Origin of the sequence: Stenotrophomonas sp. (genome assembly GCF_032066555.1) — a bacterium.
Taxonomy (GTDB): domain Bacteria; phylum Pseudomonadota; class Gammaproteobacteria; order Xanthomonadales; family Xanthomonadaceae; genus Stenotrophomonas.
Genome location: NZ_DAMBKV010000001.1, coordinates 586,691 through 609,967, shown reverse-complemented (window position 1 = coordinate 609,967; position 23,277 = coordinate 586,691). Strand labels below are relative to the sequence as shown.

General features: G+C 63.9%; 16 protein-coding genes. 7 read left to right on the top strand and 9 right to left on the bottom strand.

Annotated features, from left to right (window positions below; all coding sequences use genetic code 11):
• Positions 1-228: 228 nt before the first annotated feature.
• Both lysS and prfB read right to left on the bottom strand, forming a co-directional pair.
• Entirely contained in the window at positions 229-1,749 is a 1,521-nt protein-coding gene (gene lysS, locus RT131_RS02760; RefSeq protein WP_313170024.1) for a lysine--tRNA ligase, read from the bottom strand.
• 100 nt (positions 1,750-1,849) lie between these two features.
• A protein-coding gene (gene prfB / locus RT131_RS02755) for a peptide chain release factor 2 (protein WP_313170022.1) occupies positions 1,850-2,975 on the bottom strand; the annotation gives its coding sequence in 2 pieces (ribosomal slippage) (positions 1,850-2,899 and positions 2,901-2,975; 1,125 coding nt in all).
• 158 nt (positions 2,976-3,133) lie between these two features.
• On the opposite strand from prfB, the gene RT131_RS02750 reads away from it, so the two are divergent.
• The gene (locus RT131_RS02750; protein ID WP_313170020.1) at positions 3,134-4,315 is read left to right on the top strand and encodes a pre-peptidase C-terminal domain-containing protein; all 1,182 of its coding nucleotides are present in this window, start codon (positions 3,134-3,136) and stop codon (positions 4,313-4,315) included.
• 110 nt (positions 4,316-4,425) lie between these two features.
• Complete coding sequence (locus RT131_RS02745; protein WP_313170018.1) at positions 4,426-5,772, top strand: ABC transporter substrate-binding protein; 1,347 nt, start codon at positions 4,426-4,428, stop codon at positions 5,770-5,772.
• A gap of 175 nt (positions 5,773-5,947) precedes the next feature.
• On the opposite strand, the gene RT131_RS02740 is transcribed toward RT131_RS02745, so the two are convergent.
• Together RT131_RS02740 and RT131_RS02735 are read right to left on the bottom strand one after the other, a co-directional pair.
• A complete protein-coding gene (locus tag RT131_RS02740; RefSeq protein WP_313170016.1) occupies positions 5,948-8,833 on the bottom strand; it encodes a VIT domain-containing protein in 2,886 nt (961 codons plus the stop codon).
• 267 nt (positions 8,834-9,100) lie between these two features.
• Positions 9,101-10,006, bottom strand: a complete 906-nt coding sequence (locus tag RT131_RS02735) for a LytTR family DNA-binding domain-containing protein (protein ID WP_313170014.1) — start codon at positions 10,004-10,006, stop codon at positions 9,101-9,103.
• Positions 10,007-10,160: 154 nt separating this feature from the next.
• On the opposite strand from RT131_RS02735, the gene RT131_RS02730 reads away from it, so the two are divergent.
• Positions 10,161-11,354, top strand: coding sequence for an acyltransferase family protein (locus RT131_RS02730; RefSeq protein ID WP_313170012.1), 1,194 nt, complete (start codon positions 10,161-10,163; stop codon positions 11,352-11,354).
• 59 nt (positions 11,355-11,413) lie between these two features.
• On the opposite strand, the gene RT131_RS02725 is transcribed toward RT131_RS02730, so the two are convergent.
• Together RT131_RS02725 and RT131_RS02720 are read right to left on the bottom strand one after the other, a co-directional pair.
• Positions 11,414-12,541, bottom strand: coding sequence for an acyl-CoA desaturase (locus tag RT131_RS02725; protein ID WP_313170010.1), 1,128 nt, complete (start codon positions 12,539-12,541; stop codon positions 11,414-11,416).
• Between the two features lie 3 nt (positions 12,542-12,544).
• The gene (locus RT131_RS02720) at positions 12,545-13,597 is read right to left on the bottom strand and encodes a ferredoxin reductase (protein ID WP_313170008.1); all 1,053 of its coding nucleotides are present in this window, start codon (positions 13,595-13,597) and stop codon (positions 12,545-12,547) included.
• A 93-nt stretch (positions 13,598-13,690) separates the two neighbouring features.
• On the opposite strand from RT131_RS02720, the gene fabR reads away from it, so the two are divergent.
• On the top strand, positions 13,691-14,353 hold the full coding sequence (gene fabR, locus RT131_RS02715) for an HTH-type transcriptional repressor FabR (protein ID WP_313170006.1): 663 nt from the start codon (positions 13,691-13,693) through the stop codon (positions 14,351-14,353).
• A 358-nt stretch (positions 14,354-14,711) separates the two neighbouring features.
• On the opposite strand, the gene RT131_RS02710 is transcribed toward fabR, so the two are convergent.
• Complete coding sequence (locus RT131_RS02710) at positions 14,712-15,785, bottom strand: DUF1615 domain-containing protein (RefSeq protein ID WP_313170222.1); 1,074 nt, start codon at positions 15,783-15,785, stop codon at positions 14,712-14,714.
• A 125-nt stretch (positions 15,786-15,910) separates the two neighbouring features.
• Here RT131_RS02710 and RT131_RS02705 point away from each other — a divergent pair, with 125 nt between their 5' ends.
• The 3 genes from RT131_RS02705 (at position 15,911) to RT131_RS02695 (ending at position 18,396) form a co-directional block, all read left to right on the top strand.
• A complete protein-coding gene (locus tag RT131_RS02705) occupies positions 15,911-17,104 on the top strand; it encodes a GGDEF domain-containing protein (RefSeq protein ID WP_313170004.1) in 1,194 nt (397 codons plus the stop codon).
• A 145-nt stretch (positions 17,105-17,249) separates the two neighbouring features.
• Entirely contained in the window at positions 17,250-18,026 is a 777-nt protein-coding gene (locus tag RT131_RS02700) for a HipA family kinase (protein WP_313170002.1), read from the top strand.
• Positions 18,004-18,396 (top strand): DUF3037 domain-containing protein, encoded by a 393-nt coding sequence (locus tag RT131_RS02695; protein WP_313170000.1) that lies wholly within the window; start codon positions 18,004-18,006, stop codon positions 18,394-18,396. The genes RT131_RS02700 and RT131_RS02695 overlap by 23 nt, the downstream gene beginning before the upstream one ends.
• 168 nt (positions 18,397-18,564) lie before the next feature.
• On the opposite strand, the gene RT131_RS02690 is transcribed toward RT131_RS02695, so the two are convergent.
• On the bottom strand, positions 18,565-20,184 hold the full coding sequence (locus tag RT131_RS02690) for an acyl-CoA synthetase (protein ID WP_313169998.1): 1,620 nt from the start codon (positions 20,182-20,184) through the stop codon (positions 18,565-18,567).
• Between the two features lie 317 nt (positions 20,185-20,501).
• Entirely contained in the window at positions 20,502-23,201 is a 2,700-nt protein-coding gene (gene gyrA, locus RT131_RS02685; protein WP_313169996.1) for a DNA gyrase subunit A, read from the bottom strand.
• Positions 23,202-23,277 lie beyond the last annotated feature (76 nt).

Below are 23,277 nucleotides of genomic sequence, written 5' to 3'. Positions count from 1 at the left end.
GGTGAGGGGCGCTTTTCGCTGGTAACGCCTCTGCCGAGCATGGCTCGGCACTACAGGATTGGGGCCGCGGTGGCTTTAGCCCCTCTCCCGCGTGCGGGAGAGGGGTTGGGGTGAGGGGCGCTTTTCGCTGGTAACGCCTCTGCCGAGCATGGCTCGGCACTACATTTCAGAAACAAAAAAGGCCTTCCCGGTTACGGGAAGGCCTTTGCACTTTCGCTTGCAGCTCGATCAGGCTTCCGGGCGCATGTACGGGAACAGCAGCACGTCACGGATCGAGGCGCGGCCGGTCAGCATCATCACCAGGCGGTCTATGCCGATGCCCAGGCCGCCGGTCGGTGCCATGCCGTATTCCAGCGCACGGATGTAGTCGGCGTCGTAATGCATGGCTTCGTCGTCACCACCGTCCTTGGCTTCGACCTGAGCCTGGAAACGTGCGGCCTGGTCTTCCGGATCGTTCAACTCGGAGAAGCCATTGGCCAGCTCCTTGCCGTTGACGAACAACTCGAAGCGGTCGGTGTAACCAGCATCGGTATCGCTGGCGCGGGCCAGCGGCGAGACCTCGACCGGGTGATCGGTGATGAAGGTCGGCTGGATCAAGGTGTGCTCGACCGTGGCCTCGAAGATCTCCAGCAGCAGCTTGCCCCAGCCGTAGCTCGGCTTGACGCGGATTTTCAGGCGCTCGCAATGACGCAGCAGCGCATCACGATCAGTGCAGTCGGCGGCCGAGATCTCGGGGTTGTGATGACGCACGGCTTCGTCCATGCGCCAACGACGGAACGCCGGGGCCAGGTCGATCTGCGCGCCATCCCATTCAACAACGGTGGTGCCCAGCACGCTCTGCGCGACGTCGCGGATCACGCCCTCGGTCAGGTCCATCACTTCGTTGTACGTGGCATAGGCCTCGTACAGCTCCATCATGGTGAATTCCGGGTTATGGCGGGTGCTGACGCCTTCGTTGCGGAAGTTGCGGTTGATTTCGTAGACGCGCTCAAGGCCGCCAACCACCAGACGCTTCAGGTACAGCTCCGGCGCAACGCGCAGGTACAGGTCCAGGTCCAGCGCATTGTGGTGGGTGGTGAACGGCTTGGCCGTGGCGCCGCCGGGGATGTAATGCATCATCGGCGTTTCGACTTCGAGGAAGTCGCGGTTGTCCAGCCATGCGCGCATGGCGCGGATGATCTTGGAGCGCTTGATGAAGACCTCGCGCGACTCCGGGGTGACTATCAGGTCGACGTAACGCTGGCGATAGCGCTGTTCGACATCGGCCAGGCCGTGCCACTTGTCCGGCAGCGGGCGCAGCGACTTGGTCAACAGGCGGATGCTGGTCGCCTTGACCGACAGTTCGCCGGTCTTGGTGCGGGTCAGGCCGCCCTCGACGGCGATGATGTCGCCCACATCCCAGCCCTTGAACGCGGCATAGATGTCGCCCAGCGCGGTGGCCTGCAGGAACAGCTGGATGCGGCCGCTCTCGTCCTGGATCTGGGCAAAGCTGGCCTTGCCCATGATGCGCTTGGCCATCAGACGGCCGGCCATCTTCACGGTGCGGCCGGTGGCTTCCAGGGCCTCGCCGGTCCAGACCTCGGCGTCGGCGTACTCTGCCTGCAACTTGCCGGCGAAGTCTTCGCGACGGAAGTCGTTCGGGTAGGCGATGCCCTGCCCGCGCAGTGCCGTGAGTTTCGCGCGGCGCTCGGCGATGAGGCTGTTCTCGTCGACGGGGGGCTGCTGCGTTTCAGGGGTCTGTTCGGTCATGGCTTTGATTTCTATTTGGGGGAGTTAACCAAGGTGCGGCCACCGCCGGGTGAAACCGCACCGTACAACAAGGGAATGGCCCGCGCAGGGCCATTCCGGATCACGCGTCACTGCGTTTGGCGCCGGCTTCCAGGCCCGACTTGAGGCTGGCCTCGATGAACTCATCCAGGTCGCCGTCCAGCACCTTCTGCGTATCGGTACGTTCAACGCCGGTGCGCAGGTCCTTGATACGGCTCTGGTCGAGCACGTAGTTGCGGATCTGGCTGCCCCAGCCGATGTCCGACTTGGTGGCTTCCAGCGCATCACGCTCGCTGTTGCGCTTCTGCACTTCCAGCTCATAGAGCTTGGCGGCCAGCATCTTCATCGCGGTGTCGCGGTTCTGGTGCTGGCTGCGGCCGGTCTGGCAGGCGACCACGGTATTGGTCGGGATGTGGGTGATACGCACCGCCGACTCGGTCTTGTTGACGTGCTGGCCGCCGGCACCGGAGGAACGGTACACGTCGGTGCGCAGGTCGGCCGGATTGATGTCGATCTCGATGTTGTCATCGACTTCCGGCGACACGAATACCGAGGTAAAGCTGGTGTGGCGGCGGTTGTCCGAGTCGAATGGCGACTTGCGCACCAGCCGGTGCACGCCGATCTCGGTCTTCAGCCAGCCGTAGGCGAACTCGCCCTCCACCCGGAACGTCGCCGATTTGATGCCGGCGACGTCGCCGCCGGACACTTCCATCAGCTCGGTCTTCCAGCCGCGCGATTCGCACCAGCGCAGGTACATGCGCAGCATCATTTCCGCCCAGTCCTGGGCTTCGGTACCGCCGGCACCGGCCTGGATGTCGACGAAGGCGTTGCAGCTGTCCATTTCGCCCGAGAACATGCGCTGGAATTCGAGCTTCTCGATGTGCGACTGGTACTTGTCCAGGTCAGCCACCACGGCCAGCGCGGTGTCCTCGTCCTGTTCGCTCTCGGCAAGCTCCAGCAATTCGGTGGCTTCGGACAGGCCATCCAGTACATCGGCAATGCCGGTGACGGTCTTGTCCAGCACCGAGCGCTCGCGGCCCAAGGTCTGGGCATACTCGGGATTGTTCCAGATGTCCGGATTTTCGAGTTCGCGGGTTACTTCTTCGAGACGTTCTTTCTTGACGTCGTAGTCAAAGATACCCCCTGAGCGATACCACGCGATCAGTCAGATCGGTGATTCGCTGGCGGATGGGATTCAGTTCGATCATGGTCGGTCTAATAAGGCAGACAAGCTGTCGATTCTAGCACCCCGCCGGGCCCTGTATCGGTCACCCCGGCGCGGAACCCTTTCTCGCTGAATAGACACAACTTAACGTTAGAATCGCCGCCTGACCCGCGAAGACGGGGAAAGGAGACATAACTGACCATGAAGGACCTAAGCTTGAACGCCAGCCACGCTCGCCTCTTTGCTGCTATCACCATGACCTTGGCACTTACCGCCTGCCAGAAGCTGGGCGGGATTGCCGCCAGCGGCGCCGACAAGGCGCCCAGCCTGACCGTCGGGGAAACGGTCTCCGGTGAGATCACCTCCTCCAGCACCCTGAACTACAACGACGGCAGCCGTCACCAGAGCTACAAAGTCACCATGAAGAGCGGCGAAGCCGTCTCGCTGGAACTGGGCGGCTCGCTCAGCGGCCAGTTGGCGGTATTCGATGGCCAGAACATGATCGCCAACGCGTCCTCCTCCGGAATGAGCGAAGGCGACTCCACGGCCAGCGCGGTCAATCTCGCTTTCCGCGCGCCGAAGGACGGCACCTATCTGGTCGCGGTCAATAGCGCCAGCGCCGACGCCTTCGGTCCGTTCAAGCTCAAGGCCGCCAAGGTCGTGCCCTACGACGGCAAGCCGTTGGCCGCCGACAGCGAGGCAACCGACTGGCTGATGGGCGACAAGCAGGAATACAAGCTCAAGATCGACAAGGCCGGCCTGTACTCCATCACCGCCGACTCCAGCGCGTTCGACTCCTACCTGCGCCTGAACGGCCGTAACGTCGAACTGGAAGACGACGACAGCGGCGGCAGCCTCAATGCCCGCATCCAGACCTACCTGGAGCCGGGTGACTACACCATCGCCGCCTCCTCGGTGAACGGCAGCACCGGCTCCTTCAAGCTCAGCGTCAAGCTGACGCCGACGCCCAACGGCCTGGTCACCCGCGATGGCACCTCCCTGACCGTCGGCCAGACCGCGCAGTCGATGATGGACTCGCGTGGCCGTCGCACCTTCGTGCTCAACCTGGATGCGCCCAAGCAGATCCAGTTCGACGCCATCGCCGACAACTTCGACTCGGTACTGAAGATCACCGGCCCCGGCGTTGACGAAGAGAACGACGACGGCGGCAACGGCACCAACGCGCAGCTGATCCTGAACCTGCGCGCCGGCCGTTACATCGTTGCGGTCAGCAGCCTGGGCAGCCAGCAAGGCGTGTTCGAACTGGAAACCACCGATCTTGGCGGTGGCGATGTCGCTGCGCCGGCCAACAGCAACCGCAAGGATGCTGCCGAGGAAGCCGCTGCCGCTGCCGCCGACGCAGCTGCCGCCGTCATCCACTAAGCCACACCGCCCACCGCGCCCGCGGGCGTGATGGGCCCACCGCCACGCTGCCTGCCCCCGCAGGCAGCGTGGCTGCTTTTTACCCCTGCTTCCCACATCAAGGAGTTCAAGTGAAGCGATTTGCAGCCGGACTGCTGTCCCTTGCCATTGCCGCCGCCGTGCACGCCCCCGCGTATGCCGCCGGCCCGGCCCGCGCGCTCGCCATCGACGGCGACGTCTCTGGTGAAATCACCTCTTCCAGCCCGGTCAACTACAGCGACGGCACCCGCAGCCAGCTGTTCTCGTTGCAGATGGGCGCCGGCCAGGCGGTATCGCTGAAGCTGGAAGGCGCACTCAAGGGTGCGCTGGCCGTATTCAATCGTGACGTGCTGGTGTCCCGCACCGACGGCGGTGGCGAAGGCAGCACCACGCTGAGCATGCGTGCCGACAAGGCCGGCCAGTACCTGGTCGCCGTCAGCGGCGCCGATGCACGTGCCTTCGGCCCGTTCCAGCTGTCCGCCGAACCCATCGTTGCCTATGACGGCAAGCCGTTGACGGCTGGCCGCCGGGTCACCGACTGGCTGAGCAATGGTGACAAGACCTTTGTCCTGCAGGTCGACAAGCCGGGCCTGTACACCATCAACCTGGAGTCGAACGAGTTCGATGCCCGCCTCGAACTGAGCGGCAACGGCCTCAATCTGGAAGACGATGACGGCGGCAGCAACCTCAACTCGCGCCTGGTCGCTCCGCTGCAGCCGGGCCGCTACACCCTGACCGCCGGCGGCCTGGGTGAGGCTTCCGGCGCGTTCTATCTGGGCGTCGAACAGTCGGATTTCCCGGAAGGCCTGGTCTTCAATGACGGCACCAACCTGCCGTTGGAAGGCACCGTCAGCGGCTTCATTGGCGCCGACGACACCCGCAGCTTCGTGCTGAACCTGCCGGAACGCCGTCGCGTGCAGCTCGATGCCAGCGGCAAGGAACTGGACACCATGCTCACCATCCAGGGTGGCGATATCACCCTCAGCGATGACGACGGCGGCGGCGGTGTCAATTCGCGCATCAGCCAGGTGCTGGATGCCGGTGAATACAACGTGTCGGTGCGCTCGGTGAACAGCCGTGGCGGTGTGTTCCAGCTCGCCACCGCCACTGCAGCCGCGCCGGATGGCCCGACCCGTCCCGAGCTCAAGCTTGGCCGCGAAGTCACCGGCCAGCTGCGCGCAGGCAACCGTGACCTGTACACCCTTGAGATTCCGCGCAAGGGCAAGTATGTGATCAGCATGACCGCAGGCTCCTCCAGCCTGGATGGCATGATCACCCTGATGCGCAATGGCGAAGAAGTTGCCCAGCAGGATGACAGCGACTCCAGCCTCGATCCGAACCTGGAGATCGACCTGGAAGCCGGTCGTTACATCGTTCTCGCACACAGCTTCGATCCGAACGCCACCGGCAGCTACCGCCTGCTGGCACGTCGCAAGTAAGCAAGCGGCACCGAAAGGCCGATGCCAGATCACTGGCATCGGCCTTTTCTTTTTGCAGGAGCGGCGTAAGCCGCGAAGCCAGCACTGCCAAACCCTCGCCCTGACGCATCGATTGCTTCGCGGCTTACGCCGCTCCCACAAACAGATGGCATATGGCAGATAGCCAGCAAGCTGCTCAGCGCACCTCGAACTCACCCACCAGCACGGTATCGCTGGCGTCCTGCAAACGCATGGTCACCGCTTTGTCCTGCTGCTGCGGCGTGCCCCAATGCGTACTCAACCTGAGCATCAAGGTGGTCGCACCGGTGACCAGCTGCTGCCGGCTGCCAAAGTAATTGGCCTCCACCTTATAGATCCCCGGCTTGGCATCGCGTAGCGAGAACTGCTCCGGACCGTAGCCCCCGGTGAAGTCCTGCGACATCTGCCCGCCTTGGCGGGTCAAACGATTGCCGTAGTACGCGCGTTCGCCGTCGGGATCAGTGACCCACAGGTCCATGTCGCTATTGTCCGCGTCCCAGGCCAACACCACGCGCAGATCCAGCGGCATCGCCTTGCGCAGGCGCGGGTCAACCTGCGTGGCATCCAGCGACTGGCCACCGCGCGCAAGCAGGTTGGTCAGCTCATCCAGCGCGATCAGTGCAACGCCATCAAAGCGACCATCCCATTGCCGCTGCACCACCTGGTAGAGCGGACCAATCGCCTGCTGAGGATGCCCTGCCGCTGCCAGCGCCAGCCCCAGATCGCGGAAGCTCTGCGGCTCATCCTGCGCCATCAGCAGCACCTGCTCGAACACCGGCACCGCAAGCGCGGGCGCATTGGCCTGCATCAAGCGATACCCCAACACGCGCAGCAGGTGCCGGTTATCGAGCTCCATCTCGGCCAGGTTGGACAGCACCCGCAGCGCCAGCTCGCGCTGTCCGGCGGCAAACAATATGTCGGCCACATCCAGGAAGAACGCGCTGCTGTTGGCGTTGGCTTCACGCTCATCCAGGTACCACGCATACAACTCAGCAACCGGGGCCTTGCGCAGGCGCTGCGCAACGGCTGAGTCCGGCTCCCATGCGGCAAGCTGGATCTGCACCGCGCCGGAGTTGACCGACGCACCGTCTGCAGCTGCCGCCACCTCGGCCACGGCATCATTGCTGCTGCCGGTGACCACGACCCTGTCCAACGCCGAGGACTCGGCCGAAACCGCCGCTGCAGCAGGTGCAGGTGCGGGCGGAGGTGGCGCCATCGCCATTGCCGCTACTGGCGCGCCACTCGAACGCTGCCTTGCCAACCCGGAGCCCTGCGCCACGTTCAGCGGCGCGTCCTTGGGCCAAGGTTTTTCCCACCACGCCTGGCGCTGCCGCCATTGCTCGGCCACCTCATCAAGATGGGTCTTGCGCGCGGCCTCACGGTCGGCAACCTGGCGGGCAAAGCGACGGTCGTATTCGGCCCGCAACGCCGCCGGTGGCCGGATCGCATAGCGCAGGTAGTCATCCAACGTATCCAGCACCAGCAAGGAACTGCCCTCACTGACCATGCCGAACTGCTGCGACAGCCGCTGCATCGCCTCGCGGTTGCCACGCGGGTCCACCGCCAGCTGCTGCAAGCGCGCCTGCGCCCACAGCCCTGCCATCAAACCGCCATCGGTACTGCCGGGCACGATGTTCAGCGTTTGCCACTGACCACCATTGATGCGCAAGCGCAGCTCGGCCGGCGCCGCATCGGTACGTGCGTACAGCCACAACCAGCCCTGCTCCAGACTGCGGCGATCAATCACTACATCGTGCAGCCCAGCAGCTGGCGCAACTTCCACCGTGGCAGGTGTCGCCAGCAGCCGAGTTGCCGCCGCAGCCACGTCATCGGAGTCCAGCTGCACAAGACTGCCGCCGTTGGCTTCGCTCCAGCCGCGCAGGCGCGCCGTATCGGCCCCCGCCGCCGCACTATTGATCGCATACAGGCGCTGACCTGCCGCCAGGGCAGGCAATGCCGATGCGCCCCAATTGGACAGGCCATCACTGAGCAGCAGGTATTCGCCAAGCTCTGCCTTGGGCGTCCACGAAGCCAAGGCGCTGGCGCCATCGTTGGGGGTCTGCTCCAACACACGGCGCAACCCACTCCAGTCGCCCTTGCGGATACTGAAACGACGCTCCGCTTCCGGCTTGTCGCGCAGCACCGTCAATACAACGCTGCCCTCACCCATCACCGCGAAATAGCGATCCAGCAATGCGAACTCACGCGCGCGGTTGCGCGTACCCGCCGAGCCTGATGCATCCCATAGCAGGCCGATCTTTGCAGGCAAACTGCGCGCAACCGGCGTAGCTGCCGGCAGCTGTGCAAGCAGATACTGTTGCCCGTCGTAACGCGCGGACTGCAGCGCCGGCTGCGGCTTGGCTGGCAGCTGCCATTGCAGCTGCGCCGGCAACTGCCGACCGTTGCCCTGCCAATCCAGCGCACCCGCCATCAACCGGAACGGTGCCTGGCCAAGCTTGTCAGCGCCACTCGCACGCAGGCGAAGGCTGACCTCGTCGGCCGCTGCCGCAAACTGCAATGGCAAACGCCACTGCCAGCCTGCGCCGGACAAGGGCATCGCCTCACGGATGGTCAACTGCACCCGGCGGCTGCCCTCCGCGGGCAAGGGATACACACGAAGACGGAATTGATTGCCTGCAGTCTGCTCCAGCAGCGCCGGGTCCTGCCCCTGTCGGGTGATCGCCTCGAATACCTGCCGCCCACGCTCCTTCGGCACCGGCACCGCGTCACGCAGCTGCCCATCAATATCCAGGGCGAAGCCACTGATCTGCTGACCATCGGCCAAGGGGAACTGCAGCTCGCCTTCCATCACCCGCCGGTTGGGATTGTGGAACACCAGCTCGATCCGGGTCTGGGCGATCCCGGCTTGCACCTCGCCGTCGACGGTCACCCGCCGCAGTTCGATCGGCTGCTCGTCCTTGGAGACGGCAATCAGTACCGGCGGCTGGATCAGCCCCCTGCTCTGCTGCGCGGCGACCGGCGTCACTGCCACACCCGCCATCAGCAAAATCATCCAACAACGCCGCCAGCTAGTCAGGCTCATCACAGCACTCCGTCCAAGGGTTGGGAGATCAAACGCGCCATCAGCCAGAACGGGGTTGGCGGATCAATCATTCCCTTCCTCATCGGCGCCCCCCCTCACCAGGCTGCCCAACTCAAGCCCGCTTGCCCAAGGGCATTGTGCCGTGTTTCGGCCCCCCAAGAGGCGAGCCTTGGCCGTATCCGGAGCGCCACCCTGCGGAAGCCCGCCCTCCTGAATTTGACCGGCTGAAACAGCCCAAAACGAACAACAAACCGACGCTGATCGGCCTCAGGCCGAGGCAGTCGCTTCCATGTTGTTGCTCAGCTTCGACTTCAGCCCCGGCAGGTAGCGCCGACTGCAGGCGACCTCCTTGCCGTCGGCCATATGCAACAGGGCCTCGCCACCGTCGAGCGGCTCGATCGACACCAGCTGTGCCAGATTGATCAGCCAGCTGCGGTGGACGCGGACGAAACATGTCGCATCCAGTTTCTGTTCCAGTGCAGCCATGGTGATCCGCAACGGGTAGTCGTGCCCGCGCAGGTGCAGGTTGACGTAGTTGCCGGCGGCCTGTGCCCATTCGATATCGGCCGTTGCGATCAGAAAGTCCCGGCCCAGCTTGCGGACCAGCAGACGCTCGGGATGATCGATGGGCTCCACCGGCGGCCCTTCATCCGGCTCGGCCAGCAACTGCGCCTCGCCCTGCAGGCGCCGACGCAGGAAGCGGTAGCCATCGATGCAGAACAGGATGGCGGCGTAGGTGCGCACGTCCTTGAGGTATTCGTACAGCAGCTCTTCCGGCCAGGAGCCAACCTGATAGCGCTCCCCCACCACGGCATAGGCGAGCATCCTCAGCCCGAACATTGCCAGCACGTGCAGCAGGGAGATCGGCACGCTGGCCAGCAGGTACCAGGGCAAGCGTCGGCGCCAGTTGTCCAGATGCAGCGGCCATCGTCTGCTGAACCAAACGATGGCTGGCACCAACAACAGCAACCAGACCAGTCCGCTGGAGAACTCCCAGACCCAGGGCTCCCACCATTCCATGGAGGGTGCACCGGAACGGTTGGCATCCATCCAGGTGGTGATCGCATTGCCGCTGCAGTTGATCAACACCAGCAGCAACCAGAACAGAAGCTCCATGCTTTGCCGCCATGGAGTGGAGCGATTCAACAGGGTCGGCGATGCGGCTTGGCTCATCCGCGCATTCTAGACGGCGCGAAGGCCGCAGCCCTCGCTGCCCATCCCCGGATGCCCGCCACTCGTCCCCAAACGCCCGCAGATCGGCCCTTCCGGCACCGCGGGAGCGCGTCCCGGGTTGCAATGACGCCCTTCTCCATAAGCTGGACACGCAATGCACAGACGCCACGACCTGGATTGGCTGCGGGTGATCGCCTTCGGCTTGTTGGTGATCTACCACGTCGGCATGTACTACGTGAGCTGGGACTGGCACGTCAAAAGTCCGGCCGCGAGCATTGCGCCGGAGCCGTTCATGCTGCTGAGCTCGCCATGGCGGATGTCGCTGCTGTTCCTGATCTCGGGCGTCGCCACCGCCTTCATGTTCGAACGCCGCCCCGCTGGGCTGCTGCGCCGCCGCTCCTGGCAACTGCTGCTGCCATTGCTGTTCGGGATGGCGGTGATCGTGCCGCCGCAGGCCTACTATCAGGTGGTCGAGCAACTACCCGGCGGATACAGCGAGTCCTACTGGGCGTTCTATGGCAAATATCTCAGCGGTTACCAGGGTTTCTGTGACAGCGACGGCTGCCTGCGCGTCCCGACCTGGAACCATCTCTGGTTTCTGCCCTATCTGTGGAGCTACACCGTTCTGGCCTGGCTGCTGTGGCGGCTGTTGCCCACGTCCGCATTGCAGCGCCTGCGCCAATGGAGCGGCTTTCTGCTAGGCCACTGGGGGGCTCTGGTCGTCCCGGCAGCGATTTTGGCTGTCGCGCGCCTGCTGCTGGTCAATCGCTTCGAGCAGACCCATGCGCTGATCGATGACTGGTACAACCATGCCCAGTACGCCAGCGTCTTCATGATCGGCTTCCTCGGTGCATTCAGCCCCCGCTTCTGGGAATCACTGCAACGCTTGCGCTGGCTGTCGCTGATTGTGGCAGCTGGCTGCTATGCCGGATTGATCCATGTCTGGTACCTCTCCGGCTACAACGATGCACAACCCCCGCCCGTGGAGTTGCGCCTGTTGCTCCGGCTTGCCTGGGCGCTGAACCAGTGGTGCGCGATCGCTGCCTTGTTGGGTTTCGCCTACCGCTGGCGCAATGCCGACAGCCCGCTGCTGCGCTATCTCACCCTGGCGGTGTTCCCGCTCTATATCCTGCACCAGACCGTGATCGTGGTACTGGCACATATGCTCAAACCGCTGGGGCTGACGCCCGCCATCGAGGCTGGCCTGTTGATCGCGGCAACCCTGACCTTGTGCCTTGGCGCCTATGCACTGATCCGGCGCTGCCCGCCGCTGCGACCCTTGTTTGGGCTGCAGCGCGAACCGGCAATTACCCCTCGCACAGCGTCGGCGAACGCCGTGACCGATTGATGCCAACCATCGCGCAGCACAGCTCTTTGCAAACCTGCCCTGCGCCCGTCGTAGCCTGCTCAGCCCGGCTCGGCCTGGGTTGCAGCCACCAGTGGCCGCGCGGGCGCCGGCTTGCTCGGGAACGCGTGACGCAGGATGCGCCACATTACCTGCCCGAACTGGCGCGGCAGTGAGCCGGTGTTGTAGTGCTGGCCGTAACGCGCGCAGATGGCCTTTACCTCCACCGCCATTGCCGCGTAGCGGTTGGCGGGGATATCGGGGTAGAAGTGGTGTTCGATCTGATGGCTGAGATTGCCGGTCATCACATCCATCCACTTGCCGCCGGTCAGGTTGGACGAGCCACGCAGCTGGCGCAGATACCAATGACCGCGGCCTTCATTGCGGACGCACTCCTTGGGGAAGGTCTCGGCATCTGCGGTGAAGTGACCGCAGAAGATCACCACATAGGTCCATACGTTGCGGAGAATGTTGGCCGCCACATTGCCCAGCAGCACTGGCAGGAAGAACGGTCCCGCCAATGCCGGGAACAGCACGTAGTCCTTCAGCACCTGCAGCAGCGCCTTGCGGCCGACCGGACGCGCCTGGTTCCAAAGCTGCTTGAGGGTCATCTTGCCGACCAACACACGGCCGATGCGCAGGTCCTGTATGGCGATGCCCCACTCGAACAGCAGCGCGAACACCACCGCCACGAACGGCTGGGCCAGGAAGAACGGGTGCCAGCGCTGCTCGGGGAAGATCCGCAGCAGGCCGTAGCCGATGTCATCGTCCAGCCCGCGCACGTTGGTATAGGTGTGGTGGCGGAAATTATGGGTCTTGCGCCAGTTTTCCGAAGTACCGGCGATATCCCATTCGTAGGTCTTGCCCTGCAGCTGCGGATCGCCCATCCAGTCGTACTGGCCGTGGATGACGTTGTGCGCCAGCTCCATGTTCTCCAGGATCTTGGACAAGCCCAACAGCAGCACGCCGGCGATCCACGCCGGCACCAGCAGGCTGTGCACGAAGGCTCCGAGGAACAGCAGCGCCCGCCCTGCCACGCCGGTCCAGCGCACCGCTGCCACGATCCGACGGATGTAGCGCGCGTCACTTGCGCCCAACAAGGCCTGGTGGCGTGCCTTGACGGCGTCGAGTTCGTCACCGAAGCGCTGCAGTTCGGCAGCTGACAGCACGCGGTTGTGCACGGAAGACATGAGTTACAGCTCCAAGGTCAAATCGGTGCTGGCGCTGCTGACGCACAGCTTGAGCGGCACGGACGGCTCGCTGATGTATTCACCGGTCAAGGTGTGGCGGGTAATGCCCGAGGTTTTCCCGCAGACACAGGTGTTGCAGATGCCCATCCGGCAACCGCTGGCAGGCTGAATCCCGGCTGCCTCCAGCGCCGGCAACAAGGCGACCCCGCGCGGCACGCTGAGCGTGCGGCCAGTCCTGAGCAGCTGGATCTGCACACTGCCCTGCTCCACCTCAGCCAGCTGCGGGGCGCTGAACGCCTCCGAATCGAAGTGCGCAACCCGTGCCTGCAGGCGGCTGCGCGCAGCATCCACAAAGCCGCCAGGCCCACACGCCAGCACATGCGCCGGAGCCAGATCCCCAAGACTGCCGAGCGCGTAGCTTCCCACGCGCGCCGCACCCTCGCCGGTTACTGCCAGATGCAGGCGGAACGCGGGATGGCGGCCGGCGATGGCCTTGAATTCGTCGACGAAGCACAACTGCTCGCGTTGACGCGCCCAGTAAACCAGATCGACCGGGCCCGGCATCCCCTGCACATCCAACTGGCGCAGCAAGGCGCGCAGCGGAGTGATGCCACTGCCGGCAGCCAGCATCACCAGCTTCGGCGGCAGCACCGCGGGGAGCAGCATTTCACCGAACGCCTGCCCCAGCGCGAACACCTCGCCCACGGCCGCGTGTTCACACAGGTACTGGCTGAGCTTGCCACCGGCAATACGTTTGACCGTGACCGCCAAACGCCCGTTCTCAAGCGCGGCAGGGCTATAGCTGCGGGTGGTCAGGCGCCCATCCAGTTCCACCCCAAGATTGATGTGCTGGCCGGCCTGCATGCCACGGAAGTGACGATTGGGCTGCAATTCGAGGGTGACGGCATCGGCGCTGGCCTGATGGCGCGCCAGCAGCCGGGCCAAGGGGCGCCGCAGCGTCCACAGTGGATGCACCCGGGTAGACCAGAAATCAAAGAAACCTTCGCTCAGCCAGGGGATCGGCGGCGGCGCGGCATTGCGGTAGACAGCACTCATGTTGCGCACTATACGGCCGAGCATACATCTGTGTATACACTTGTATATTCGCAGTACAGGCTATGATTCACGCACCTGACCGGCCCGAGCCCCATGACAGCACGCGAACAGCCCCTGCCCGCACACGATGACCTGCACCCGGCGCGCAAGGCTTCCATCTCGCGTGACGACCTGCTGGCCGCCGCACTGGCCCTGATCGGCCCGCACCGCAGCGTATCCACGCTGAGCCTGCGCGAGGTCGCGCGTGAAGCCGGAATCGCGCCGAACTCGTTCTATCGCCAGTTCCGCGACATGGACGAACTGACGGTAGCGTTGATCGATCTGGCCGGGCGCTCGTTGCGCACCATCATCGGCCAGGCCCGGTTGCGTGCTGCCGACAGCAACCGCGGCGTGATCCGGTTGTCGGTGGAAACGTTCATGGAACAACTGCGTGCCGACGACCGCCTGATGCATGTACTGCTGCGCGAAGGCACTGCCGGCTCGGACGCGTTCAAGCAGGCGGTGGACCGCGAACTGGGTTACTTCGAGGAAGAGCTGAAGGCTGATCTTGTGCGCCTGGCCGCGCTCGATGGCGCGAGCCTGTACGAGCCCGCCCTCGCCGCCAAGGCAATCACCCGGCTGGTATTCGCCATGGGCGGCAGCGCGATCGACCTGCCCGAGGAACGGGATCCCGAGCTGATCGAACAGATGTCGCAGATGATCCGCATGATCATCACCGGCGCCCGCGCGCTGGCGCGGCATCCAGTAAAGGCCTGAAGCAAGCCAAACGATGTTGCGTGGTGGCGGGAGCGGCGTACGCCGCGAGGCCGATGATCGCCCAGATCACAGCGTTCCCTGAACTTCATTGGTGCCAGCTTCGCGGCTTACGCCGTTCCTACAGACGGTGTATCGGTAAAGCCCCTGCCGAGCATGGCTCGGCACTACGCTGCGCCCTTGGCCTTAGTGGCCATCGAGCTGACGCACGGATCAGGAGGTTGTGGGAGCGGCGTAAGCCGCGAAGCTGATGATCTGCCAGATCGCAGCTCTCCCTGCACTTCATTGGTGCCGGCTTCGCGGCTTACGCCGTTCCTACAGACTGTCTATCGGTAAAGCCCCTGCCGAGCATGGCTCGGCACTACCTTTGCAGACATTGGCGGTAGCGGCTGTCTACCCGGTTGGCGAACCACTCGGTAGTCAGTTCGCGGGTGATCTTGGGGCTGTCCAGGCGGATGCCGGGAATCAATGCGCGCGGCAACACCTTCCCTGCGCGCGCATCTGCCATGGCGAACACCTGCGAATGCAGCGCGCTGTCACTGAACTCCAGGCGATCAGACTGCGCAAGCGCACGCCGTATCTCACGGTCGTCCATGCCTAGTCGCGGCGCCAGCCTGCGCACCGCCAGTTCGGTCTGGCCCGGCTTGTCGATTGGCGCATCCGGCACCAGCAGATCACCATCCAGCGCCAGCGAAACACCTGTCAGCAGGCTCACCGCCCTCTGGAATGCAGCATTGCGGCTGGCATAGCGGCCCGCGTTGTAGTCGGCAAAGCGATGCACCTTCTGTGTATAGGGCGTCTGGTAATCGAGCAGATGGCCGACACCGAAGTACACGCCGCCACGCCGGGTGAACACCTCATCACGGATACTGCGCGCCACCGGGTACGGGTAGTCCTGCGCATTTGCCTGCGCAAAAGGAATGCTGACCTGCATCGCGCCGCCAGTCTGCACAGGATTTTTTCCGGCAAACAAACGTTGCCCCATCGGCACGCGACCAATGATTTCCTCGTACAACTCACTCAGGTCCCGTTCGCTGCGTACCCGCGCCAACTGCTCGCCGTAACTGCGACCATCACTCCCCTTCACCTTCAGGCCCGCATCCACCAGCAGCTTCGGTATATGCACGGCGGCGGCGCGGCGATCTATTTCGCCGCGGGCAATCCGCGGCAGATTGGGCACCTCGGGATTGGCGCGATAACCGGACTCCTGCTCGATCACCGCCAGCACCGCGCAGATATTCTCGCGCGAAGGCTCAATGCGTTGCGCGGTCAACGCCATACGGATATCCGTCGCCCAGCCTGTACGATCAGCGACCGTCGCTGGAATACGGCGCGCGATTTCATCCTGCAACGTTGCCATCGTCGGACCCGGCGCGGGCGCTGGGACCGTGCTGCAGGCGGCCAGCGTCGCCACCAACAACAGACTCGCCAGCAGCCGCGGCGCGTCCCCGGCATCGCCAGGAAAAACGCGGGCAGCGCTGCCCCAACCATCGCAAGTCGCCAGCCTGCCCATATACTTCGCACCCTCGTCTGTCCAAATCATCGAACGTGGCTTGACCCTTGAGCGCCACCGCTGAACAGTACTTCCCGCTTGTGGTTCCCGCCACCTCCCTGCTGCTGGGGCTGGCGCTGTTGGCTGGCTGGCGTTCATTGCGCGACCACCGCTACCTGTTGTGGCTGGCCGGTGGCTACATCTGCACCGTTTTTCCGCTGGCCGCGCAGATCCTGATGGACAACGCCCGGATGGCGACCTGGTCAGTACTGACCGGCGCGATGTACTGCGCGGGCAGCTGGGCCACGGCACAGGGTTTCGCACTCAGATCCGGCGGCAGGGTGTCGGGGCCGGCCGCACTGGCCATCAGCCTGATTACGCTGTTGGCACTGTTCTGCTTCTCCAGGCTCGATGATGTGCTGGGCACGCGCATCGTCTTCCTCAACCTCGGCATGGGGCTGCTGCTCGCGTTGGCGTTGCCAGTGCTGTTTGACAGCGAGCAACCGGACACGCTCTTCGAACGCCTGCTGCGCAGGACGTATCTGCTGCTGGTGGCATACGCGATCCTGCGCCCGCTGCTGGCCTGGTTGCTGGCCGGCTGGTTCACCAGCAGTGGTCTGCCGCGCTCCGGTCTTTGGCTGTGGATGCTGGCCTTCAACCTGTTGCTCAATCTGTGGCTGCTGTTTCTGCTGCTGGGCGGGCTGGCCCAGCAGCTGATGGGAGAACTGCGCCATGAGCGCAACCACGATCCGCTCACCCAGTTGCTGAACCGCCGCGCCTTCTTCGAGATCGCCAACCACCGGCTACAGCACGATCCCGCCAGGCCCTGGGCCCTGCTCGCCTGCGATGTGGACCACTTCAAGCAGGTCAATGACACCTGGGGCCATGCGGCCGGCGACAACGTCCTGCGCCAGGTAGGCGTGCTGTTGCAGCAGATGACACGCCCGGATGATCTGGTTGCCCGCTTCGGCGGTGAGGAATTCGTGCTGCTGGTGCACTGCCATGACCTGTCCACCGCTGCGCGCATCGCCGAACGCATCCGCGTCGGCCTCAGCCAGATGCACTGCTCACCGGCAAAGCAATCCATCACTGCCAGTTTCGGCGTCACCATGGTGGCAACAGCGCAGGATCTGGAAAGCGCGCTGGAACGCGCCGACCTCGCTGTCTATCAAGCCAAGCACGAAGGACGCAACCGCTTGATCCTCAGCCCATCGCAGGACGGCACCGACTGCATGCTCCCGGACCAGCAAGCCACACCTTGATTCGTAGCCCATGCCGCGGATCACTCCGCAGCGGCATGCTTGCACACGGCATGCCCGCTGCGCAACGCGAGATCGGCATAGGGCCGCACCACCGGATACACCCGCTTTACGCTAGGCTTGCGTTTCTTCCTGACTGTGCATTCCCGTGAAAACAGTTCACGCCACCCGCTACATCACGCCGCTGCGCGAAGGCGGTTCACTGCCGGCGGTGATCGAAGCCGACGACGATGGCATGTACGTCATCAAGTTCCGCGGTGCCGGGCAAGGGCCCAAGGCCCTGATCGCCGAACTGGTGGTTGGGCGGCTTGCACAGGCGCTGGGCCTGCCGATGCCGGACATCGTCCTGGTCGAGCTGGATCGCGAGTTCGCGCGTACCGAGCCCGACCCGGAGATCCAGGACCTGATCCGCGCCAGCGAGGGCACCAACCTGGGCAGTGACTACCTGCCCGGCGCGATCAACTACGATCCTGCGGCGATGCAACCCGACGCCGAGCTGGCCTCGCGCATCGCCTGGTTTGATGCCTACACCAGCAACGTGGATCGCACCGCGCGCAACCCCAACCTGATGGTCTGGCATCGCCAGCTCTATCTGATCGATCACGGCGCAGCGCTGTACTTCCACCACGACTGGGAGAACGCCGGCGAAGCCTGCGGCAAGCCTTTCGCGTTGATCAAGGACCACGTGTTGCTACCGTTCGCCAGCCGCATCGCCGAAGCCGACGCGGCGCTGGCCCCCTTGCTGACCGACGCAGTCATCGACGGCATCGTCGCGCAGATTCCAGAAAGCTGGCTGCAGACCGAGCCCTTTTTTGACGATGCGAGCGCCTACCGGTCCGCCTACGCCAGCTATCTGAAGCGCCGCCTGCAATTGCGTGAAGCCTTCGTACAGGAGGCCATCCGTGCCCACGCTGCATACCTATGATTACGCCATCATCCGCGTCGTACCGCGGGTGGAGCGCGAAGAGTTCATCAACGTAGGCGTGATCGTCTCCTGCCCCAGCGCGGGCTACCTGCAGGCGGCCATCGAGATTGATATAGCGCGTTTGCAGGCATTTGCGCCGCAACTGGATCTCGCTGCCGTGCAGCCGTGGCTGGATGCCATCGTCGCGATCTGCCGTGGCGAGCCGGGTGCCGGACCGATCGCACAATTGCCGCCGCGCGCCCGCTTCCATTTCCTGACTGCCAAGCGCAGCTCGGTGGTGCAGACCTCGGTTACCCATGTCGGCCGCACCGCCAACCCTGCCGGCATCGTCGAGCACCTGCTCGAACGCATGGTGCGTACGCCACACTAAGTCAGCGGGCGGGATGCGAGGCCAATCGAACCTGTAGAGCCGAACCATGCTCGGCTGACGCGCCCCCTGTAGTGCCGAGCCATGCTCGGCATGGGCATTACCGGTGAAGCCGCTGCCGAGCATGGCTCGGCACTACGGAGCTCTCCCCCACCGACAGGCTTGCGTGCATCAGTCGATATCGACCAGTTCCCTGGCCACGTCGCGCAAACTGAACTTCTGCACCTTGCCGGTAGCCGTGCGCGGCAACGGACCAAAAACAAAACGGCGCGGCAGCTTGAAGCTGGCCAGGTGCTGGCGGCAATGCGCCAATGCCTCGGCCGCCTCCAGGCTCGACGTTTCCTTCAGCTCGACGAAGGCGCAGGGCGTTTCGCCCCACTTCGGATCCGGCCGTGCGACCACCGCCGCCGCCAACACTGCGGGATGCCTGCACAGCACATCTTCCACTTCAAGCGAGGAGATGTTCTCGCCGCCGGAAATAATCACATCCTTGGACCGATCACGGATCTTCACCGCGCCATTCGGATAGACCACGGCAAGATCACCGGTATGGAACCAGCCGCCGGCAAAGGCTTCGCTGGTTGCGCGCGGGTTCTTCAGATAGCCCTGCATGGTGATGTTGCCGCGGAACATGATTTCGCCAACGCTGACGCCATCCCACGGCACGGGCTGCAGGGTTTCCGGATCCAGCACCTGCATGTCTTCCTGCAGCAAACAGGCCACACCCTGGCGGCTGTTGAGCTCGGCCCGTTCGGCAATGGGGAGTTGCGTCCATTCGGCCTGCGGCTGGCAGATGGATGCCGGGCCATAGACCTCGGTCAGACCATAGACATGGGTAATCTCGACCCCCATGCGCTCCATTGCTTCCAGCACGGCGGCCGGTGGCGCCGCACCGGCGACTTGGCCCTTGATCCCGGCCAGGCCCTGCTTGCTCTCTTCGGGCGCAGCTGCCAGCGCGGCATGGATTACCGGGGCGCCGCAATAGTGACTGACAGCGTGTTCGCGCATCAGCTCCAGCACGCGCTTGCGATCAAACCGTCGCAGGCAGACCTGGGTGCCGGCCACCGCCGCCATGGTCCACGGGAAACACCAGCCGTTGCAGTGGAACATCGGCAGCGTCCACAGGTACACCGGGTGTTGCGGCATGCCCCAGTCGATGATGTTCGCCACCGCATTCAAGTAGGCACCGCGATGGTGGTAGACCACACCCTTGGGATCACCGGTGGTGCCGGAGGTGTAGTTGAGGGTGATGGCATCCCACTCATCGGCTGGCAACTCGAACTCAAAGTCCGGATCGCCGGTGGCCAACAGCGCCTCGTACTCGATCTCGCCGAGGAAGTCGCCGCTTTCGATCTCTGCATCGTCGACATCGATGACCTGCGGCGGTTGCTTGCAAAGTGCCAAGGCCCTTTCCATCAGCGGCGCGAACTCGCGATCACTGAATACGATTTTGGCCTCGCCATGGTCCAGCATGAAAGCCAGGGTCTGCGCATCCAACCGGGTATTGAGGGTATTCAGCACCGCACCCAGCATCGCCGGCCCGTAGTGCAGTTCGATCATTGCCGGAGTATTGGGTAGCAACGCCGCAACGGTATCGCCTTTGCCAATGCCCTGGCGCTGCAGGGCCGAAGCCAGCCGACGGCAGCGCTGGTAGACCTGCGCCCAATCCAGACGACGTTCGCCGTGGATCACCGCCAGACGCTGCGGATGCACGGTCGCGGCCTTGCGCAGGAAGCTCAGCGGCGTCAGCGCGGTGTAGTTGGCCTGGTTACGGCCAAGATCCTGGTACATCTGGAGCCTCTCCCTCTGCAAGGATTTTGCGGGTAGAGAGTCGGCCAGCCGGGTGGTGTTTGTCGCTGCGACATTAGTCGCAGGGATTTGGCTTGGGACTTGAGGCTGCTGGCCAGAAGCTTGCCCTCACCCCAACCCCTCTCCCGTAAACGGGAGAGGGGCTAGCAATGCTCGCGCTCGTGGTGCACTGAGCCCCTCTCCCGTTCACGGGAGAGGGGTTGGGGTGAGGGGAAGCTTCTGGCCAACAAAACTGGACGAAGGCGCATGAAAAAAGCGCCGGCATGCCGGCGCTTTCTCCGAACCCAAAGCCTGCAGAATCAGGCCTCCGGCGGTGTTGGTGCCATGGCTTCCCCAGCCTCGACTGCGTCGTCCTCCAGCACCTCCTCTTCGGCCTCAAGCGATGCATCCAGGCGTTCGACGGCCTGCAGCTTCTCGCCCTTGGACAGACGGATCAGGGTCACACCCTGGGTATTGCGGCCGACGCGCGAGATCTCCGAGCCACGGGTACGCACCAGGGTGCCACCGTCGGAAATCAACAACACTTCGTCGCCCGTGCCCAGCAGCACCGCGCTGACCAGCTTGCCATTGCGCTCACTGGTCTGGATGCCGATCACACCCTGGGTGCCACGCCCCTTGCGCGGGTAATCGGCCAACGGCGTGCGCTTGCCGTAGCCATTCTCGGTCGCCGTCAGGATGTACTGCACGCCTGCGTCGTCGGCAGCGTCGACGATCTCGCCACCGTCCACTGCCACTTCCTCGACACCGCTGTCGTCTTCGTTCTCATCCTCAACGCCGCCAGCGCTTTCGGCGACGATCAGGCTGACCACTTCCTCACCCTTGGGCATCTTGATGCCACGCACGCCAGTAGCGGTACGGCCCATCGAACGGACCTTGTCCTCGCCGAAGCGAACTGTCTTGCCATTGGAGGCAAACAACAGGACGTCGCGCTCACCGTCGGTCAGGCCTACACCGACCAGGGCATCACCCTCGTCGAGGTTGATGGCGATCTTGCCGCGCGCCAGACGGAATGCGAACTCGCTAAGCGGGGTCTTCTTGACCGTACCGTTGCGGGTTGCAAAGAACACGAAGTGGTTTTCATCGTACTCACGCACCGGCAGCACGGCCTGCACGCGTTCACCGTTCTCCAGCGCGATCCAGTTGATGATCGGGCGGCCACGGGCGTTGGAACCGGCTTCCGGCAACTGGTGTACCGGCAGCCAGAACACCTTGCCCGAGCTGGTGAAGGTCAACAGTGTGTCATGCGTGTTGACCAGCCACAGCTGCTCGATCGAATCCTCGTCCTTGGTCGCGGCGGCACTGCGGCCGCGGCCACCACGACGCTGTGCGCGGTAGGCACTGACCGGCTGGCGCTTGACGTAACCGGCACGCGACAGGGTCACGACCACGTCTTCCGGCGCGATCAGGTCCAGGATATCCAGATCTTCTTCGCTGTGGCGGATCTCGGTGCGACGGTCGTCGCCAAACTCGGCACGGATGCTTTCCAGCTCCTCGCGGATCACCTGCAACAGCACATCCGGGTTCTCCAGGATGCGGATCAGGCCGGCGATCACTTCCAGCAGCTGCTTGTACTCTTCCGTCAGCCTGTCCTGCTCCAGCCCGGTCAGGCGGTGCAGGCGCATTTCCAGGATCTGCGTGGCCTGGACGTCGCTGAGCTGGTAGTTGCCGTTGACCAGACCAATGCCCTTGGGCAGGTCTTCCGGGCGCGATGCCTCCGCGCCGGCGGCGCCCAGCAATGCACCCACCAGGCCCGGCTGCCACACCTTGGAGAGCATGCGCTCCTTGGCTTCAGCCGGGTTGGCCGAGGTCTTGATCAACTCGATCATTTCATCGATGTTGGCCAATGCAACGGTCAGGCCTTCCAGCACGTGCGCACGTGCGCGCGCCTTGCGCAGCTCGAAGATGGTGCGGCGGGTGACAACCTCGCGGCGATGGCGGATGAACGCCTCCAGCATCTCCTTGAGGTTCATCAACTTCGGGCGGCCGTCGACCAGCGCCACCATGTTGATGCCGAACACCGACTCCATCTGGGTCTGCTGGTACAGGTTGTTGAGCACAACCTCGGCAGACTCGCCACGCTTGATTTCGATGTAGATGCGCATGCCGTCCTTGTCGGACTCATCGCGCAGCTCGCTGATGCCTTCGAGCTTCTTTTCCTTGACCAGCTCGGCGATCTTCTCGATCAGCCGTGCCTTGTTCACCTGGTACGGAATCTCGGTGACGATGATCGACTCGCGACCATTGTCGGCCACTTCGATATCGGCCTTGGCACGGATGCGCACGCGGCCACGGCCGGTGCGGTAACCGGCGATGATGCCGGCGGTGCCATTGATGATACCGGCGGTCGGGAAATCCGGGCCCGGGATGTATTCCATCAGCCCATCCACGTCGATCGACGGCTCGTCAATCAGCGCGATGCAGGCATTGATGCACTCGGTGAGGTTGTGCGGCGGGATATTGGTCGCCATGCCCACCGCGATACCGGCGGAACCGTTGACCAGCAGGTTCGGGAACCGGGTCGGCATGACCGTCGGTTCCAGCTCCTTTTCATCGTAGTTGGGCTGGAAATCGACGGTTTCCTTGTCGATATCGGCCATCAGCTCATGCGTCAGGCGCGACATGCGCGCCTCGGTGTAACGCATTGCTGCAGCAGAGTCACCGTCGACCGAACCGAAGTTACCCTGGCCGTCCACCATCATGTAACGCAGCGAGAACGGCTGCGCCATGCGCACCAGCGTGTCGTAGACCGACGCGTCGCCATGCGGGTGGTACTTACCGATGACGTCACCGACGATACGCGCCGACTTGTAGTACGGCTTGTTGCTGTGCGCGCCCAGTTCATTCATCGCGAACAGGACGCGGCGATGAACCGGCTTGAGGCCATCGCGGGCATCGGGAAGTGCGCGGCCGACGATCACGCTCATCGCGTAATCGAGGTAGCTCTTGCGCATCTCGTCTTCCAGGTTGACCTGGATGATTTCCTTGGCGTTTTCTGCCATTCGGGTTCCGTTGTCAGGTAGCGATCCTGTCCGGTGACGACTCCTTGACGGGCCGCCCTGCCGGGATCTGGGATCA